The organism is Arcicella sp. GW458-12-2-14-TSB2, assembly GCF_059423785.1.
This window is the reverse complement of record NZ_JBWKYN010000033.1, coordinates 1-16,636: the sequence shown is the minus strand read 5'-3', so window position 1 is coordinate 16,636 and position 16,636 is coordinate 1. Positions and strand designations below refer to the sequence as shown.

Here is a 16,636-nt window from a genome sequence, read left to right as displayed (position 1 = left end):
TTGGTCAATACAAATCTAAGACTTGTCAATCACATTATTTTATCTTGGAAATGTGCTGTTGTTTTGACTAACAATCAAAATGACAAGCCAATGAAAACCAATGCCTTACTTTTAATTATTGCCATTTTAATAGCAACAACTACTTACGGACAAATTACTGGTAAAATAATTAATAAAACCAATGAAGCCATCCCTTTTGTAAATGTTGTATTGTACCAAGCAAGCGATACACTTATCCTAAAAGGAACGTATACGGATGAAAAAGGCGTGTTTTCATTGCCCTTAGTAAAGGAAGGCGTCTTTTTAATAGGCGTGAGTAGTGTAGGTTACCAGTCTATGATTACAAAACCCATTACCGTATCTCTGCAAAACGAAGCGTTGGATATTGGCGTTTTACAAATGGTCGAGAATATCAATGCACTGAACGAAGTCGTGGTAAGCACCAAAAAGAATTTGATTCAGACTACACCCGTCGGACAAGTGATCAATGTTCAGAGTAGTTTAATGACGAAAGGGAGTTCTGCCCTACAGGTGTTAGAACGATTACCGGGGGTAATTATTGACTACCGAAATAATAGTTTTAGTTTAAACGGACAAAGTGGTGTATCGGTGATGATTAATGGACGAACAGTTCGCTTGTCATTGACGGAAGTAATGGCAATGCTCAATGGCATGAATGCTGATAATATTGATAAAATAGAAATCATAACGTCGCCAACAGCCCAATATGATGCCGAAGGTGGGGCAGGACTAATCAATATTGTCTTAAAGAAAAATGAATATGAAGGGACAAAACTCAGTTTTTCTTCAACGTTAGGCTATGGGTTTGGCGAGAAAGCATCTGCTTCTATTAATTTATCACATGGCACTAAAAACTCCAATTACTACGCTTCTTACTCGATGTTACACGACGAGGCTAAGTCAAGTTGGCAGGCCTATGGTGCATTGAATTTCCCTGCATTGGGGGGAGCTTATACCAGTGGTTTTTATAGTGCGACGGTTAACTTAAAAAATAGTCATAACCTTTCACTGGGATTTGACCACAGACTGAACCCTAAAACATTAGTGGGAGGGAGCATAACCTACTTACATTCAACTACAAAACCAAATGTTCAAAGCGATGGATTTTATGATTTTCAATCGGGCAATTATTTTGCCATGAAGATAAATTCGTTAGGGAATAATCTTGGACAAAATGTACAATCTTCCGCATTTTTAGAAAAACAATTATCCATAAAATCTAAACTGAATATTGATGCCAGTTATTGGTATTTCAGAAACAATAGCCCATCGTTGATTAATAGCACCTATTATGATAAATCAGGGAATATCATCAAACCATCAGACTCAGTTTTTACAGAAGGTAACCGAGGCGAAGGCCTTTCTGAACTGAATATTGGCGTATTAAAAGGTGATTTTTCGACGAAGTTGACTGATAAAATAAATGTTGAAACGGGCGTCAAAGGGAGTTATTCTAGCAATACAAATAATAGTAAAGTAGAAAAAAAGGAGCATGACGTTTGGGTGTTGGATAGTCGCTCTCAAAGTACTGTCATTAGTAACGAAAGTATTTTAGCCGCCTATTCTTCGTTTGATTTTACCCTAAGCCCTAAAATGTCTTTCACTACGGGTTTGAGGTATGAATATTGGGCAAGAGATATTAATCATCATACAAATACCTATTCGCAATTTTTTCCTTCATTGAATTTTACCCATAAAATAGCTGAAAATAGTAGTTACGTAGTGAGTCTTTCGCGTCGCATCAGCAGACCTGCTTATAATGACTTGATTGCTGGCTTATTTTATAATGACCCTAGTTCGGTTTTTACAGGCAATCCATTGCTAAAACCAAGCATTACCAATGCCTTCAAAACTACTTTTACCCATAAAAATATAAGCGTTGGGTTAGGTATTCAACAGGAAGTAAATCCAATCATTCGTTATCAATTAAGTACAACTGCCGCCAAAGATATATTTATCTTATCTCCACAAAATCTGGATTATATGAATAGTGTCAGTCTCACTACCAATGTGCCTATTCAGCTTTTTAGTTGGTGGAAAATAACCATAGGAGGGACAACGGCTTATCGTAAATACAAAGTTGGATATACCCCTCAAGTTGCCGAAAATGCATATTTGTTCCATAATTATTTCTTGAATCAGAGTATAAGTCTACCACAGAATATCGAAGTAGAAATCACAGGATGGCATAGTACAAACCAATTTGATGGCCCCAATATGATAAAAGGTTTTGGCGTAATGAATTTGGGCATAGCCAAAAAGCTAGATAAAGACAGAGGAACGATACAATTGGCGATTACGGATATTTTTAAATCAATGAATATTTATACTGAAGTAGGCGTAGTTACCCCTGTAGTATTTATAGAAAATAATAAAGTGCATTATATGGACGAGACGGCCTATGCAAGGATTTTTAAATTAAGTTATTCCAGAAGCTTTGGCAGTACAACTCGTAGTCGTAGTAAAACAAATAATGTAGAAGAGGAAGGGAGTAGGATACGGTAATGATATTAGGTAACAAACTCATGGCATGACTAATAGTTAGTCTGTTTATTATCACAATAGTTTAGCTAAGTCATGCCATGAGTGATGTCCAGTTTACATCACATAAAAAATAATGTTTATCTTTTAAAAAACGACTGTTTTTTGTAATTTCCCATCATGGAAACACTATACACCTACGACCAAATATTTATTCCGATAATCTCAGATTATGGATTTAAGGCAACTTTTGGCAATGAAGCGAATACACTTTTCTTACGAAGAGCATTGCAAGCATTAATAAAGTCTGAAATACCGATAAAGGAAGTAAGATTCGACCGCGGCGGCGGACCGCAAAAATACCTTTGAAGGTATTACGCAAGATAGTAGAGGCGGAATTTTTGATTTAGCTTGCACAGATGAAAATAATAATCACTTTATTGTAGAAATGCAATTTGGGGAAGCACCCTATTTTGTACAACGTATGAAATTCTATGCATTGCACAAATTCAATGCAATGGTGAAACGGGGTAAATTTGATTATGGAACACTTACTAAAATCTACTGTGTTGCTATCTTAGCAAACAATATTTTTTCTTATCCACAATTTCATTCAGTTGCTAATCTAAGAAATGAACAAGGTGAACTTTTTGATGAACAAATGTCGTTTATTACGGTAGAATTAGATAAATTTGTTTTACAAGAATCTGATTGTCAAACTGATTTAGAAAAGCTGATATATACCATGAAAACGATACATACAGTTACGAAACCAACTCAGTTCCCTAAATTTTGGGATGAAGAATGGTTAAAAGTTGCTATTGATGAATTGGATAGCAGAAAAATGACACCAGATGAGAAAGCATCCTTTGAAATACTAATTGCTCGAAATGCAGAAGCTGTAAAAGCTGAAAGTAAAAAAATCAAAGAAGCAGAGGCTAGAAAAGAAATTTTAGTTAAGACTGAGACCATAGAAAATGGTTTAAGTATGGGATTAACTGTAGAGCAATGCGCTAAGTTAGCAGGGGTTTCAATTGAGTTTGTCAAAAATATTCTTGAAAAAATATCAGGAAGCAAATAGGTATTCAATCGTTTCATATTTACCCTCTCCTAAAAGTTTAGATTGCCAAACTAATGCCATGAGTGAAAAACAAGAACTCATTCCCCTTCAACATACGGGAGTATATATTTTATCAATATTGCAAAAGGCAGTTTTGATTTGGAAGAATTGTAACTATTGCCTGTAAATGCTACCACCAAGGCTAAGTCTGGTATTACCATAATATATTGCCCACCGTTGCCTGATGCAAATATTACATTATGCCTGATTTTATCTGTCCTTATTTCCTCATTATACCAAGTATAGCCATAATAGGTGGGTTGTGGGATGGCAGATTTAGCTTTTGAGATTTTTACGTTTGAGAAATTTTCAATCTTAGTAATTGGCTGGGTAGCCTCTTTTATCCATTTTTCTGAAACAACCCTTTTGCCTTTATACGTCCCTTTATTCAATACCAATTCTCCAATTTTAGCCATATCAGACGGTAATATATAAAATGACCCTGCGGTCATGCCATGTCCAGATGGGTCTTTTGTCCAACGATAATTTTTAATGCCTAAAGGCTGAAAAAGAAATTTGTCAGCAAATGCTAAAATAGACATTTTTGAAGCATTGGCAACAATACCACCGAGTATCATGGTATTACATGACGTATATGCCCAATGCGTTCCAGAAGGATGTGACATAGGTAAATCAAGCGAAAACTTTACCCAATCTTTAGTCTCCGCCATTTCATCCTCACAATCTTTAGCACCATCCCATTCTTCACAATCAAATCCCGATTTCATTGCTAAAAGGTGTTGAACTGTCATACCGTCTTTTCGACTGTCCCAGTTTTTAAAGTCTTTATATTCAGGGAAAAATGAATAAACTTTCTCATTAACACTCTTTATATACCCTTTATCAATGGCGATGCCGACAAGTAAACCTGTGATAGATTTGAAAGACGAGCGAGTATCGTGCAAGCTAGCTTTTGTCAATCCATTAAAATATTTTTCATAGATTAATTTCCCTTTTTGTGATACCACCATACCATCAATATTAGAATATGCTCCGTGTTCAATAGCGATAGTAAGACTATCCAAAAGCGTTTTGTTTACCTGAGCAAAGGATGAGATGGAAGTAAAAGCAAAGATTAAACAGATGAATAAGATAATTTTTTTCATAGTGATGATAGATAAGGTTTAGTTTACTCAAATCTACCAAAGAATCAAAAGTATTCAAATGTTTGTAGGGTAAAATAAAGTTTCAATCGTAAGTGTTATTCTTAAGAAGTGTTAATTGAGTGTCATAATTTTTAGTATATTTGATTAATAAACAGCTACAAATTATGACACAGGTAGTATTGCAAATAGAAAATGAGAACGACTTACAGTCAATTCTGACAATAGCTCAACAATTAAATATTAAACACTTTACAACGAATACACATTTTCAAGATTCGAATGTATTGACGGAATCGGAACATAATCATCGAAAAAATGGACTGTCTAAGTTCAGAGGCATCCTTAAAGCAAATAGTGGTTATTATCCATCAAAATCAGAATTGTATGAACAATGAGAGTATTCTTAGATAGTAGTATTTTAATTGAGTTTGAAAATGGGAGAAATCCAGATTTGCTCTCGATTTTGCTGGATAATCCAAAATTGGAACTATGTTTAAACAGTATTGTTGCAAGTGAATATTTCTATAAATTGGTAGGGATACTAGCAGGGAAGTCTCCAATTAGCGTTTGTGAAAGTGGTAAAATAAATGAAATACTTTCAAAACACGATACAAAATCGTTTTTGAGCTTTTTTACATTACTTGATACTCCTCAAGAAGCTATATTGTTGAGTCTTTTATTCATGCAAAAATATAATCTTTTACCTAATGATGCGCTTATTCTTGCTACTTGTAAAGTTTGTAATATACCGATATTAGCTAGTTTTGATAGTGATTATATTAATGCTTGTAGTTCAGAAAATATACAATTAATCAATTCAAGTGAATTAGCTCAATTAATGATATAGAAACAATAAAAGAGGCTGATAAATCCATAGATTTATCAGCCTCTTAATGTTAATAATGAGACTATCAATACAATACCCAAGTATCCTTAGACCCCCCACCTTGCGATGAGTTTACTACCAATGAACCTTTGCGCAATGCTACACGAGTCAATCCACCTGGAATAACTTTTACACCGTCTCCATAAAGAATGTATGGACGTAAGTCAACGTGTCTGCCTTCTGAATGATCATCAATCAAACAAGGTACTCTCGACAGTGAAATCGTAGGTTGAGCAATGTAATTTCTAGGATTTGCTTTGATACGAGCTTTAAATATTTCTTGTTCTGCTTTCGTAGATTTAGGACCTATTAACATACCATATCCACCTGCTTCGTTAGCTTCTTTTACTACCAGTTTCTCAATATTTTCTAATACATATTTACAATCATCTTCTTCACCACAAATAAAGGTTTCCACATTCGGGATGATAGGGTCTTCGCCTAAATAATATTTGATGATTCTTGGTACATACGCATAAATTACTTTGTCATCTGCCACGCCTGTTCCTGGGGCATTTGCTAAGGCAATTCTACCTTTTTTATACACATCAAAAATGCCTGGAATACCAATTAAAGAATCTGGATTGAAAGCCTTAGGGTCTAAGAATGTATCGTCAATTCTGCGATAAATAACATCTACAATCTGGAATCCCTTAGTAGTACGCATTTTTACATAACCATCATGCACTACTAAATCTCGTGAATCAACTAATTCAACACCCATTTGTTGAGCCAAATAAGAATGCTCAAAATAAGCTGAATTATAAATACCCGGAGTCAATACACAAACCGTAGGGTTTGGTCTGTCGCTGATGTGTTGTAACATCTGCAACAATTTGTTTGGATAATCTGAGATTGACTGTACTCTGGTTTTTCCTAATACTTCTGGGAAGGTACGTTTTAGCAGTTCTCTGTTTTCGAGCATATAAGAAACACCCGACGGACAGCGGAGGTTGTCTTCCAACACCATAAACTTACCATCGTCGCCACGAATCAAATCTGTTCCCGTAATGTGGATATAAATGCCTTTTGGTGGACGAATACCCACACAAGGGCGTAAAAAGTCTTTTGAAGTTTCAATCAATTCGCGGGGAACGATGCCGTCTTTCAATATTTTTTGGTCATGATAAATATCATCCAAAAACATATTCAATGCCGTAATGCGTTGTATCAAACCTTTCTCGGTTTTTTTCCAGTCATCAGCTTCTATTACTCTGGGGATAATATCAACAGGCATGATGCGTTCTGTTCCTTCATTTTCCGAGTAAACATTGAAAGTAATACCCATTGCCATTAAAGAGCGTTCTGCTGCTTGGTGGCGACGAATAAACTCGTCAATCTTTAACTGTTCTACCCGTTCCTTGAATGCTTCGTACCCCATACGCACATTACCTTGTGCATCAAACATTTCATCGAAGAAGCCTTCGGTTTGGTAGTTGTCAAAACTAAAATTCATAGGCTTTTGATAATTTATTAGTTGTTATTACCCTAATTTAAAAAAATAATACTGCGTGTCAAAATTGTTTTCCCAAAGAAAATTCTGAAAATGATAAATATCACGAAATATGTTAAAAAATGAGTAAAATTACTTACCAATTTTCATGCTAAGTTACTCTTTGAACTTACTAATCAAGCAATCCGTTGCATAAAATATAGTATTTTAAAGAAATGAAACGGAAAGAGTTTATAAAAGCCTCTGTAGGGGTACTAACCATGTCAGCATTAGGAACATTAAAAGCATTTTCAGATCAGCTATCCAAACAAGAACAAAAAACGCCATTGTATTTCATTGGTCATGGCTCGCCGATGAATGGCATCGAAAATAATCAATTTAGTCAACAATGGGCAAGTTTGGCCAATGATTTTCCAGAGCCTACCGCAGTAATTGTTATTTCGGCACATTGGCTTACAAGAGGTACTTTTGTGACGGCAATGGAAAAGCCCAGAACCATTCATGATTTTGGTGGATTCCCGCAAGCACTGTTTGATGTGCAATATCCTGCCAAAGGTAGCTTGGCAGTAGCAGAAGAAACTAAAAAACTGATTACTAAAACGGAGGTGCATTTAGACCACGAATGGGGTTTAGATCATGGCACGTGGACGATTATTCGTCATATTTACCCAAAAGCCAATATTCCAGTCTTGCAATTAAGCATTGATTATCACCAGTCGCCACAGTATCATTATGAATTGGCACAAGAGTTGGCAGTTTTACGTCGCAAAGGCGTATTGATTATTGGCAGTGGCAACATGGTACATAATTTACGCATGGTAGATTTTCGGAGAATAGACGGGGCTTATGGCTATGACTGGACGATAGAAATGAATGAGAAATTCAAAAAGAATATTGCCGAGAACAATCATAAACCTTTAATAAATTATGAAAGTATGGGCGAGGCTGCTAAATTGGCGATTCCAACGCCAGACCATTACTATCCATTATTGTATATTTTAGGGATGCAAGAAAAGAACGAGGAAGTAAGTTTCTTTAATGATGTGCCTGTGGGTGGTTCTTTAACGATGACTTCTGTAAAAATTGCTTAACTTAAGTAGTGATTAGTAAATAGTGATTGGTGATTAGATTAGTATCTCAAATTGCTTACATAATAAATGATTGACAAAGCCCAATATTCCTTTTTAATTAAACAAAAAGCCAAAGAATTGGGCTTTGATTATTGTGGTATTTCAGCAGCAGGGTTTTTGGAGGAGGAAGCTCCTAGACTAGAAAATTGGTTAAAAGCCAATCAGCATGGCAAGATGCAGTACATGGAAAACCATTTTGATAAAAGGCTAGACCCACGACTGTTAGTGGATGATGCCAAGTCGGTGGTTTCGTTGCTCTTTAATTATTACCCTGCCGAAAGACTTCCCGAAGGTGTAAATGATTTAAAACTATCTAAATATGCTTACGGTAAAGACTATCATTTTGTGGTAAAAGAGAAACTACAAACTTTTTTAGCCTATATTCAAGAAGAAATCGGGGAAGTAGGAGGAAGGGCTTTTGTAGACTCTGCACCTGTCATGGATAAGGCTTGGGCAAAAAAAGGGGGCATAGGATGGATAGGTAAAAACAGTAATATTATCAATAAAAATCAAGGCAGTTTCTTTTTTATCGCCGAACTGATTTTGGATTTACCGTTAGAACCTGACGGCCCCGTAAAAGACTATTGTGGTACTTGTACACGTTGTATAGATGCTTGTCCGACGGATGCCATTGTCGAACCTTATGTAGTAGACGGCTCGAAATGTATCAGTTATTATACGATTGAGCTAAAAGAGGCAATACCCTTAGAGGTACAAAATAAATTTGAAAACTGGTTTTTTGGTTGTGATATTTGTCAGGATGTTTGTCCTTGGAATCGTTTTTCAAAACCACACCAAGAACCCCAATTTAATCTTCATCCCGACTTGGCGAATTTTACTAAAAGCGATTGGGAAGAAATCACGGAAGAGGTATTTCAAACCATCTTTAAAAAGTCTCCGTTAAAAAGAACAAAGTATGCAGGACTAAAAAGAAACATAGAATTTTTAAAGTAATTGTATTAGTTTTGAGCTATAAGCAATGAGTAATGAGCTTTAGACTTTGGTTTTCGATTAATGTCATGAGCATTAGATTTAAAGGCTATTGATTAGCCGCATTTTTTAAGAGTCTTAAAAGTTAGCATAAATATGTAATTATTGATTTAAATGGTGTAGAATAACCCTTCAAATCAAGCTTTCAATCCTTATCACTAGCGGGTGACTTAAGTCACCCGCTAGTGATAAGGATTGAATATCAGGCATTTATAAACTTTTGAGTGATAAGGTAGGATTTAATAGATAGAAAAAACGCTCATAGCTCATAGCTCATAGCTCATAGCTCATAGCTCAACAACTAAACAACAATAACTATGAACCAAGAAATTATTAACCTTTTTGACGAGTACACGCACAAGCCTCTTACGCGTGAAGATTTCCTTAAACGTCTAGTTAAACTGACGGGCAGTACGGTAGCCGCTATGTCGGTATTACCGCTACTAGAAGTAAATTATGCTCATGCAGCTACTATCCCTGAAAACGACGAAGATATCGAAACATCAGATATTACTTACGAAGGTGATGGCTGTACGATGAAAGCCTATTTAGCTCAACCTAAGAAAATCAAAGGAAAAATTGGTTCAGTGATTGTCATTCATGAGAATCGCGGACTCAATCCACACACCAAAGATGTTGCCCGCAGAGTAGCAAAAGCAGGCTATTATGCTTTGGCAGTAGATGCCCTTTCGCCTTTAGGAGGAACACCCGAAAACGAAGACGAAGCCCGTAATTTATTCAGTAAATTAGATGCTGCTAAAAATACCAATAACTTTTTAAAAGGCTTTGATTATCTAAAGGCTTTACCAAAAAGCAATGGCAAAACCAGTTGTGTAGGTTTCTGTTGGGGCGGAGGATTAGCTAATCAATTAGCAGTAAACTCGCCAACATTAAATTCGGCAGTTGCTTATTATGGTCGCCAGCCAGAAGCGGTTGATGTACCAAAAATAAAAGCCAAGTTGTTATTACATTACGGCGGACTAGACGAGCGTATCAACGCAGGCATTCCAGCCTATGAAACAGCCCTAAAAGCAGCAGGAACGAAATACGAATTATACGTTTACGAAGGCGCACAACACGCATTCAATAACGACACAGCACCCACCCGCTACAACGCAGAAGTAGCCAAAAAAGCATGGGACGCTACATTGAGAGTATTCAAAGAAACAATTTCGTAGATAGCTGTGAGCTTTGAGCAATAAGCTGTGAGCTATCAGCTTTCGGCTATCAGTAAGCTGTGAGCTATCAGTCATCAGCTTTCAGCTATTGGCTTATTTTATTTAAGACGTTCTCTTTTTGCATTTGCGTCAGCATTTAATGAAATTCCGCTGTTTGAGCGAAGCGAGTTTCGGAATTTCTTGACTTTCTTTTGTTACTTTTCTTGTGTCAAGACAAGAAAAGTAAGCCTTTAAGAATAGAAATCTTATTTCTGACAGACAGGCTTAGTGAAGAAAAGTAAGGCTTTTAAGAACACAAATCTTATTTCTGACCGAAACACTTAGTGAAGAAAAATAAGGCCTTTAAGAACAGAAATCTTATTTTAAGATAAAAAAAATAAGTCTTTAACAATAGAAAAGTCTTAATCAATATTAAAAATATAATCAATCTCAGCAACATGACTTTTGAAGAATTAACACAAAAAATCACCAATTTGGCAGCCGCCAAAGGAGGACTAGGCTCATCTATTAAATTTGCAACCGATGCAGGAAGTATTTTTATCAGTGGAGATGGAAAAGTAAGCAATGCCGACGAAGCGGCAGATTGTACTATTGGCGTAAGCCTAAAAGATTTACAAGGCTTAATGACAGGCGATTTAAATCCGATGACAGCCTTTATGTTTGGTAAACTAAAAATCAGTGGTGATATGGGTATTGCCATGAAATTGAAGGATTTGTTTTAAATTTGTAGCACGATTTGGTACGAGGCGGCGTCTCGCTATCGTTACCGAACTCATTCAATCCACGATTGCGGGACGTCGCAACTATCAAATCGTGTTACAAATTCATGTTTAATCAAGATACAATTTGTGCCTTAGCTACTCCGCAAGGCATTGGAGCCATTGGGGTAATTCGTGTTTCTGGCTCAGAAACATTCCCGATTGTCAATAAAATATTCAAAGGTAAAAACCTAGAAAAACAACTTTCGCATACCATCCATTTCGGTACTATCAGAGACAACAACACTATTGTTGATGAAGTATTGGTTTCGCTTTTCAAAGCACCCTCATCTTATACCCGTGAAGATACCATCGAAATCTCTTGTCATGGTTCCGACTTTATTATCCAGAAAATTCTTAAACTGTTATTGCGTGAAGGAGCAAGATTGGCGAATCCAGGCGAATACACGCAACGTGCATTCCTCAACGGACAGTTAGACCTTGCCCAAGCCGAAGCTGTTGCCGATTTGATTGCCTCAGATTCGGAAGCTTCGCATCAGACAGCCATCAATCAAATCAGAGGAGGCTTTTCAAAGCAGATTGCTCAACTCAGAGAAGCCCTGATTCATTTTGCGTCTTTGATAGAACTGGAATTAGACTTTGGTGAAGAAGACGTAGAATTTGCCGACCGTGATGATTTACGTCAATTAATCTTTAAGATACAGAAAGTACTGATTCCATTGATTGATAGTTTCGAGATGGGCAATGTCATTAAAAATGGCGTGCCGACAGTTATTGCAGGGAAACCGAATGCAGGAAAATCGACACTATTGAATCGTTTATTAAATGAAGAAAAAGCCATCGTTTCAGACATTGCAGGAACTACCCGCGATGTGATAGAAGACGAACTCTTTATAGAAGGCATCCGCTTCCGATTGATAGATACCGCAGGGTTACGCAAAACTACTGATACCATCGAGGCCATTGGTGTAGAGCGTACCTTACAACAAATGGATAAAGCCAGTTTGATAGTTTATTTATTTGATGCTTCAGAAATACAGCTTTCAGAAATAGCCCAACAGATTTCGGAATTCAACGCACCTTATCTATTAGTAGGCAATAAAGTAGATAAATTATCACCTGATAAAAAATCAGACTTTGATACCACCTATCCAGACATTCTTTGGATTTCAGCATCTGAGAACAAAAACATAGACACTTTAAAAGATACGTTGGTTAGAAAAGTAAAAACCAGAGAAATAAAATCAGGAGATACCGTAGTGACCAACCTCCGCCACTACCAACATTTATTACAAACCAACGGAGCCTTAGAAAACGTTTTACAAGGCCTAGACCAAAGCATCACAGGCGATTTCCTAGCCCAAGACATCCGTTTTGCCCTACACCACCTAGGCGAAATAACAGGTCAAATCACTACGGATGATTTACTAGCCAATATTTTTTCTAAGTTTTGTATTGGGAAGTAAATAAGGTTTTTAAACACCAAATTTGATGGAACTACTTTTTACATGGATTAAGGATTACCGCAATATCCAAAATCAAGGCATAAATTTTAGTGCTGAGTTTAATATTTCATTTAATCCGCAGACTAAAGTTCTTTCTATTGAGAAAGCTCAAAACTATATTCCATCATTTTTTGGTAAAATGATTTCCAATATTTCTGTCATTGTTGGTGAAAATGGAACAGGGAAGACGAGTATTTTAAATTTACAAGGAGCTATTTTTTATCTTGGAGTCAAAAATGAGAAATACTTCATCGTATGCCGAGATGAAAAACTATTAGGTGAAATTAAAATTCAAACTGATATTCAAACAAAAATAGAAAAACATTCAAAACTTGATTATCACGATACTTTAATTGTTCAGTACTCTAACTATATTGATAATTTCATTTCACGTTCATCTCAATCTTTATTCCCAAGTGACTGTTTTTTTGATTTTTCTACTAATACTTCCGTCAATAGGTTAGTTCAAAGACTTTTCGATAATAGAGAAAGGAATTCCGATTTAAGTAGCTATGATATTTCCTCACATAAACCAATTGTTAGAGAGATTCAAATGCACATTTCAGAAATTGAAAAACAAATGGATTTTGTATTGAAAAGTGAGAACCATCAAAAATTGAAATTTCAAACACCAGAAATGCTCGATGTTTATTTTAATATTGATGGTGAATTACAATTTATGATAGAAAATTATAAAGAAAGGCAAGCTATATTGAAAGATAAAGACGCTTTTATAGAATCGATATTAAAAGCTTTTTTAATAAATCAACTTCCTAATCAATTTAAAAAAAAGAATAAAAATTCAGATAGTTTAGAGTTAAAAATATCAGGAAAAGAATATGCTTTATTCCTTCTAAGGTGGAGTATGTTCTTTTCTTTTATAAATTCTTTCACAGATGGGGGTGGTTCGGCTCAATGGATTGGATTTGATGATAATTGGGATGTTAAGCCTATTGAAAAATGGTTTAATTATTTTTTCACAGAATATATTATTTTAGAAGACAATTACATCGGTTCAAAATATGATGGACAAATTGAAGCATGGGCAAAAAATGCTGTTCTGTTTGTTGAGCAATTTACTCAAATTCTTGAAACAGATTTGATAAGTTTTTCACTTTCTAAAAATAAGAGCCTTTTTGTAGATAGAAATAATAGTTATGGTCAACGTTTAATATTAACTCTCGACATTTCGAAAAAAGAAAACCATGATTTTTTATATCAAAGATTAGTATTGAATTATCGAAAAATTCAAGAACCACTTTTTTGGTTCAATGTCAATAGAGATTTTTTGTCATTCTCATGGAGAGGTATTAGTTCAGGCGAAACTGCCATGCTTAGAGTTTTCTCAAGGTTTAATTTAATTACAAAGACAATAAAACATAGAAGAGAAGTGAATGGAATTAATTATGTCAAAGGTCAAATAAAACATGTAATATTTTTGATTGATGAAGGAGAAATCGGTTTACATCCAACTTGGCAACAACAATTTTTAAATACTTTGATAGAGAATTTGTCTCAAATGTTTGAGGACGAGGGTGTAAAGTCAATACAATTGATTTTAGCAACGCATTCTCCTTTTATCTTATCCGATGTGCCAAATAATCATGTGATTTTTTTAGAGAAAGATGAGGAAGGGAAATGCAAAGTAATCAAAAATCCACTTCACGATAAAAAAATGACTTTTGGTGCAAATATCCACAGCTTGCTTTCGGATGGTTTCTTTATGAAAGATGGATTAATGGGAGATTTTGCGAAGAAAAAAATCAATGAACTAATCGATGATTTATTAGAAAAAGGAAATCTGTTAAGTCCACAAAGAAAAGCTGAAATTAAACAGATGATTCCTTTAATTGGTGAGCCAATAATCCGTAAAAAAGTAATGGACTTATACAATGAGCAAATCAATCTTAATATTGACGATAGAATTAAGCAACTTGAAGAGTCAAGAAAACAATTAGAAAAGGATATTCAAATGTTAAAAGAAGCAAAACGAGATGATTCAAATAAAAAGAAATAACCTTCCTGAATTAGCGGAAGAACATTACTTGGGTATTCAGAAAAATGTTGAAAAGAAACTATTGGAGCATAAAGTAATTGCTGATTTATTATTAAAGCAATTTACTTTAAAAGAAATTATAATAGGTCTTCCTAAGGAACTTGAAAAAATTATTACTGAAATTCCAGAAGATAAAGTAGTCTTATATAAAAAAGAACTTTTAGAGATTTTTAACTATGAAGGCTTCAAAACGTGGAAAAAATATAATGCCTATCATCTTGCAATAAATTTACAAGTAAATGTTTGTCCTTATTGTAATAGACAATACACATTTACAATTATTGAAAAAGGAACAGAAAAAGGAACAGAAAAAGGAAAAACCAGACCAGAATTTGACCATTTCTACAACCAAGCCAATTATCCTTTCTTAGCTTTATCTTTTTATAATCTGGTTCCGTCATGCAAAATTTGTAATTCTACTCTGAAAGGAAGTGATAAATGGTCTTTATCGACGCATATACATCCTTATCAAGATGGCTTTGGAGATAAATGTAAGTTTTCATTAAAGTTATTAGCAGGAAAAGGTGTAGATTTTTTTTATGGTAAAGAAGATGCTTTTGAAGTGATTTTAAAACATGATGAAGATAAAAGAATAAAACAAAACATTGAAGATTTATGCTTAGAATCAATTTATAACGAACATAAAGATAATATCAAAGACCTCATTAAAACGAGTATTTTATATTCAGACTCTTATGTCAATAGTCTATATCATCAGTTTGAAGGAACACTTTTTTCAAGTATAGGAGATGTACAAAAAATGATTGTTGGCAATTATATTTCAGAGGAGGATTTAGAAAAAAGAGTACTCTCAAAACTTACAAAGGATATTTCAGAGGAATTAAGGATTTTTTAGATAGAGTTTAAATCACGTTAAAATAAAAGCCTTTAAATTTGACAAATGACTCTAAATCACGCCATGAGTTGAATCAGCATTATCATAATGAAAATTATAAGCGATAAATATTTTAAGGATTATCAAAGCAATTTGCTAATTGACTGCAATAGGGCTATTGAGGAAGTAGGTAAAATTGAATTAACTACTCAAAGCTTTACTTTTATACATCGGTAGCTGTAATTTCTTCTTCAAAAATCGAAGGAGAACAAATGGAACTTGACAGTTATCTAAAACATAAAATTCAAGATATTGAGTATTTACCCGAATTAGTAGAGAAGCCCAATGATTTATATGTAGCCTACCTTTTTGCAAAAGAAAATAAACTTAATAAAGACAATTTTCTACAAAGTCACGCATTACTATCAACTCATCTATTACCTGAAAAATGGAGATGATAATTCGCCTTAGTAAAGGGTTAAATATTCCTGTAAACTTTTTAATACCTTCGGTGAGTATATAAATAAAAAAGAGATTTAATGAACTCATGTTTGTAGTTCTGGAATTTCAGCCTATTTTGGTTTAGGAGACCCCGTAAAAATACCAACAAGGGCGAAGAATATTCACCTATTAGATTAAATCACATTAAACTGTTTGTTTGCTAACCGAACATGTAGTTTATTTGTATTGCAAATTAGGATATGAAAGAACACATGATTGAAGTGCTTGAGGAGTCAAAAGCGAATCTCAAGAAAAGGTTAGAGGAAGAAATTGAAAACCTTACAAACGATGAAATCAATGAGTATCTTGATTCAATTCTGAAAATTAACCAAATTATTGAAGAACTTAAAAACTAGAAAAAGAGGTAAAAATCTCCTTTAAAGCTATGGTACAAATTATTAATGCCCATACGGATGATGTTCTTAGCCAAGCTAAGGCACTTATTGAAGAAGCAAAGAACTTTATGCTGTCAGAGGGTAAAGTAATTGAGTTGAGTGATTGGCTTACTATCAAAAACTATTGCAACAAATATGAAATTGCAGAAGAGTCTTTAGTAACGAACTGGATTCGTAGAGGAATTATTCCAGAGGAAGATATTCATGTATTTCCCGAGTTTAATAACATTAGATTAATCAGAGATAAAAAATATAAATAG

Annotated in this window: 17 protein-coding genes; 15 read left to right on the top strand and 2 right to left on the bottom strand. The window is 34.7% G+C overall.

Going from position 1 to position 16,636, the window contains the following annotated elements; genetic code table 11:
- Positions 1 to 90: 90 nt before the first annotated feature.
- The 3 genes from AC07XN_RS06995 to AC07XN_RS06985 all read left to right on the top strand — a co-directional run bounded on the left by AC07XN_RS06995 (position 91) and on the right by AC07XN_RS06985 (position 3,583).
- The gene (locus tag AC07XN_RS06995; protein WP_494742521.1) at positions 91 to 2,526 is read left to right on the top strand and encodes a TonB-dependent receptor; all 2,436 of its coding nucleotides are present in this window, start codon (positions 91 to 93) and stop codon (positions 2,524 to 2,526) included.
- Between the two features lie 156 nt (positions 2,527 to 2,682).
- Positions 2,683 to 2,871 (top strand): hypothetical protein, encoded by a 189-nt coding sequence (locus AC07XN_RS06990; RefSeq protein ID WP_309919398.1) that lies wholly within the window; start codon positions 2,683 to 2,685, stop codon positions 2,869 to 2,871.
- 4 nt (positions 2,872 to 2,875) lie between these two features.
- Positions 2,876 to 3,583, top strand: a complete 708-nt coding sequence (locus AC07XN_RS06985; RefSeq protein WP_494742531.1) for a PD-(D/E)XK nuclease family transposase — start codon at positions 2,876 to 2,878, stop codon at positions 3,581 to 3,583.
- 77 nt (positions 3,584 to 3,660) lie between these two features.
- On the opposite strand, the gene AC07XN_RS06980 is transcribed toward AC07XN_RS06985, so the two are convergent.
- On the bottom strand, positions 3,661 to 4,728 hold the full coding sequence (locus AC07XN_RS06980; protein ID WP_494742520.1) for a serine hydrolase domain-containing protein: 1,068 nt from the start codon (positions 4,726 to 4,728) through the stop codon (positions 3,661 to 3,663).
- 164 nt (positions 4,729 to 4,892) lie between these two features.
- On the opposite strand from AC07XN_RS06980, the gene AC07XN_RS06975 reads away from it, so the two are divergent.
- Entirely contained in the window at positions 4,893 to 5,123 is a 231-nt protein-coding gene (locus AC07XN_RS06975; protein WP_494742519.1) for a hypothetical protein, read from the top strand.
- Complete coding sequence (locus AC07XN_RS06970) at positions 5,120 to 5,575, top strand: PIN domain-containing protein (protein ID WP_494742518.1); 456 nt, start codon at positions 5,120 to 5,122, stop codon at positions 5,573 to 5,575. The genes AC07XN_RS06975 and AC07XN_RS06970 overlap by 4 nt, the downstream gene beginning before the upstream one ends.
- Positions 5,576 to 5,639: 64 nt before the next feature.
- Here the strand turns inward: AC07XN_RS06970 and AC07XN_RS06965 are convergent, their stop codons facing one another.
- Complete coding sequence (locus tag AC07XN_RS06965) at positions 5,640 to 7,070, bottom strand: circularly permuted type 2 ATP-grasp protein (RefSeq protein ID WP_309919404.1); 1,431 nt, start codon at positions 7,068 to 7,070, stop codon at positions 5,640 to 5,642.
- 257 nt (positions 7,071 to 7,327) lie between these two features.
- On the opposite strand from AC07XN_RS06965, the gene ygiD reads away from it, so the two are divergent.
- From ygiD to AC07XN_RS06915, 10 genes are all read left to right on the top strand, one after another.
- Positions 7,328 to 8,158, top strand: a complete 831-nt coding sequence (ygiD, locus tag AC07XN_RS06960) for a 4,5-DOPA-extradiol-dioxygenase (protein ID WP_494742530.1) — start codon at positions 7,328 to 7,330, stop codon at positions 8,156 to 8,158.
- 66 nt (positions 8,159 to 8,224) lie between these two features.
- Positions 8,225 to 9,151, top strand: coding sequence for a tRNA epoxyqueuosine(34) reductase QueG (gene queG, locus AC07XN_RS06955; protein ID WP_309919410.1), 927 nt, complete (start codon positions 8,225 to 8,227; stop codon positions 9,149 to 9,151).
- A gap of 353 nt (positions 9,152 to 9,504) precedes the next feature.
- Positions 9,505 to 10,365, top strand: coding sequence for a dienelactone hydrolase family protein (locus tag AC07XN_RS06950; RefSeq protein ID WP_309919413.1), 861 nt, complete (start codon positions 9,505 to 9,507; stop codon positions 10,363 to 10,365).
- Positions 10,366 to 10,802: 437 nt separating this feature from the next.
- Positions 10,803 to 11,087 carry an SCP2 sterol-binding domain-containing protein gene (locus AC07XN_RS06945; protein WP_494742517.1) on the top strand — a complete coding sequence of 95 codons (285 nt, stop codon included), beginning with the start codon at positions 10,803 to 10,805 and terminating at the stop codon, positions 11,085 to 11,087.
- A 104-nt stretch (positions 11,088 to 11,191) separates the two neighbouring features.
- Complete coding sequence (gene mnmE / locus AC07XN_RS06940) at positions 11,192 to 12,550, top strand: tRNA uridine-5-carboxymethylaminomethyl(34) synthesis GTPase MnmE (RefSeq protein ID WP_494742516.1); 1,359 nt, start codon at positions 11,192 to 11,194, stop codon at positions 12,548 to 12,550.
- Between the two features lie 25 nt (positions 12,551 to 12,575).
- On the top strand, positions 12,576 to 14,606 hold the full coding sequence (locus tag AC07XN_RS06935) for an AAA family ATPase (RefSeq protein WP_494742515.1): 2,031 nt from the start codon (positions 12,576 to 12,578) through the stop codon (positions 14,604 to 14,606).
- Positions 14,584 to 15,501, top strand: a complete 918-nt coding sequence (locus AC07XN_RS06930) for a hypothetical protein (protein WP_494742514.1) — start codon at positions 14,584 to 14,586, stop codon at positions 15,499 to 15,501. Before AC07XN_RS06935 ends, AC07XN_RS06930 begins: the two co-directional genes overlap by 23 nt.
- Before the next feature lie 251 nt (positions 15,502 to 15,752).
- Positions 15,753 to 15,938, top strand: a complete 186-nt coding sequence (locus AC07XN_RS06925) for a hypothetical protein (protein ID WP_494742513.1) — start codon at positions 15,753 to 15,755, stop codon at positions 15,936 to 15,938.
- A 243-nt stretch (positions 15,939 to 16,181) separates the two neighbouring features.
- Positions 16,182 to 16,337: a hypothetical protein gene (locus AC07XN_RS06920; protein WP_323250842.1), complete on the top strand. Its 156-nt coding sequence runs from the start codon at positions 16,182 to 16,184 to the stop codon at positions 16,335 to 16,337.
- A gap of 29 nt (positions 16,338 to 16,366) precedes the next feature.
- Positions 16,367 to 16,636, top strand: a complete 270-nt coding sequence (locus AC07XN_RS06915) for a hypothetical protein (protein WP_323250840.1) — start codon at positions 16,367 to 16,369, stop codon at positions 16,634 to 16,636.

Coding starts and splice junctions, on each gene's coding strand:
- AC07XN_RS06915 (WP_323250840.1), top strand. CDS start 16,367: ATGGTACAAATTATTAATGCCCATACGGATGATGTTCTTAGCCAAGCT.
- AC07XN_RS06970 (WP_494742518.1), top strand. CDS start 5,120: ATGAGAGTATTCTTAGATAGTAGTATTTTAATTGAGTTTGAAAATGGG.
- AC07XN_RS06965 (WP_309919404.1), bottom strand. CDS start 7,070: ATGAATTTTAGTTTTGACAACTACCAAACCGAAGGCTTCTTCGATGAA.
- queG (WP_309919410.1), top strand. CDS start 8,225: ATGATTGACAAAGCCCAATATTCCTTTTTAATTAAACAAAAAGCCAAA.
- AC07XN_RS06925 (WP_494742513.1), top strand. CDS start 15,753: ATGGAACTTGACAGTTATCTAAAACATAAAATTCAAGATATTGAGTAT.
- AC07XN_RS06950 (WP_309919413.1), top strand. CDS start 9,505: ATGAACCAAGAAATTATTAACCTTTTTGACGAGTACACGCACAAGCCT.
- AC07XN_RS06920 (WP_323250842.1), top strand. CDS start 16,182: ATGAAAGAACACATGATTGAAGTGCTTGAGGAGTCAAAAGCGAATCTC.
- AC07XN_RS06935 (WP_494742515.1), top strand. CDS start 12,576: ATGGAACTACTTTTTACATGGATTAAGGATTACCGCAATATCCAAAAT.
- AC07XN_RS06980 (WP_494742520.1), bottom strand. CDS start 4,728: ATGAAAAAAATTATCTTATTCATCTGTTTAATCTTTGCTTTTACTTCC.
- AC07XN_RS06930 (WP_494742514.1), top strand. CDS start 14,584: ATGATTCAAATAAAAAGAAATAACCTTCCTGAATTAGCGGAAGAACAT.
- AC07XN_RS06975 (WP_494742519.1), top strand. CDS start 4,893: ATGACACAGGTAGTATTGCAAATAGAAAATGAGAACGACTTACAGTCA.
- mnmE (WP_494742516.1), top strand. CDS start 11,192: ATGTTTAATCAAGATACAATTTGTGCCTTAGCTACTCCGCAAGGCATT.
- AC07XN_RS06990 (WP_309919398.1), top strand. CDS start 2,683: ATGGAAACACTATACACCTACGACCAAATATTTATTCCGATAATCTCA.
- AC07XN_RS06945 (WP_494742517.1), top strand. CDS start 10,803: ATGACTTTTGAAGAATTAACACAAAAAATCACCAATTTGGCAGCCGCC.
- AC07XN_RS06995 (WP_494742521.1), top strand. CDS start 91: ATGAAAACCAATGCCTTACTTTTAATTATTGCCATTTTAATAGCAACA.
- ygiD (WP_494742530.1), top strand. CDS start 7,328: ATGTCAGCATTAGGAACATTAAAAGCATTTTCAGATCAGCTATCCAAA.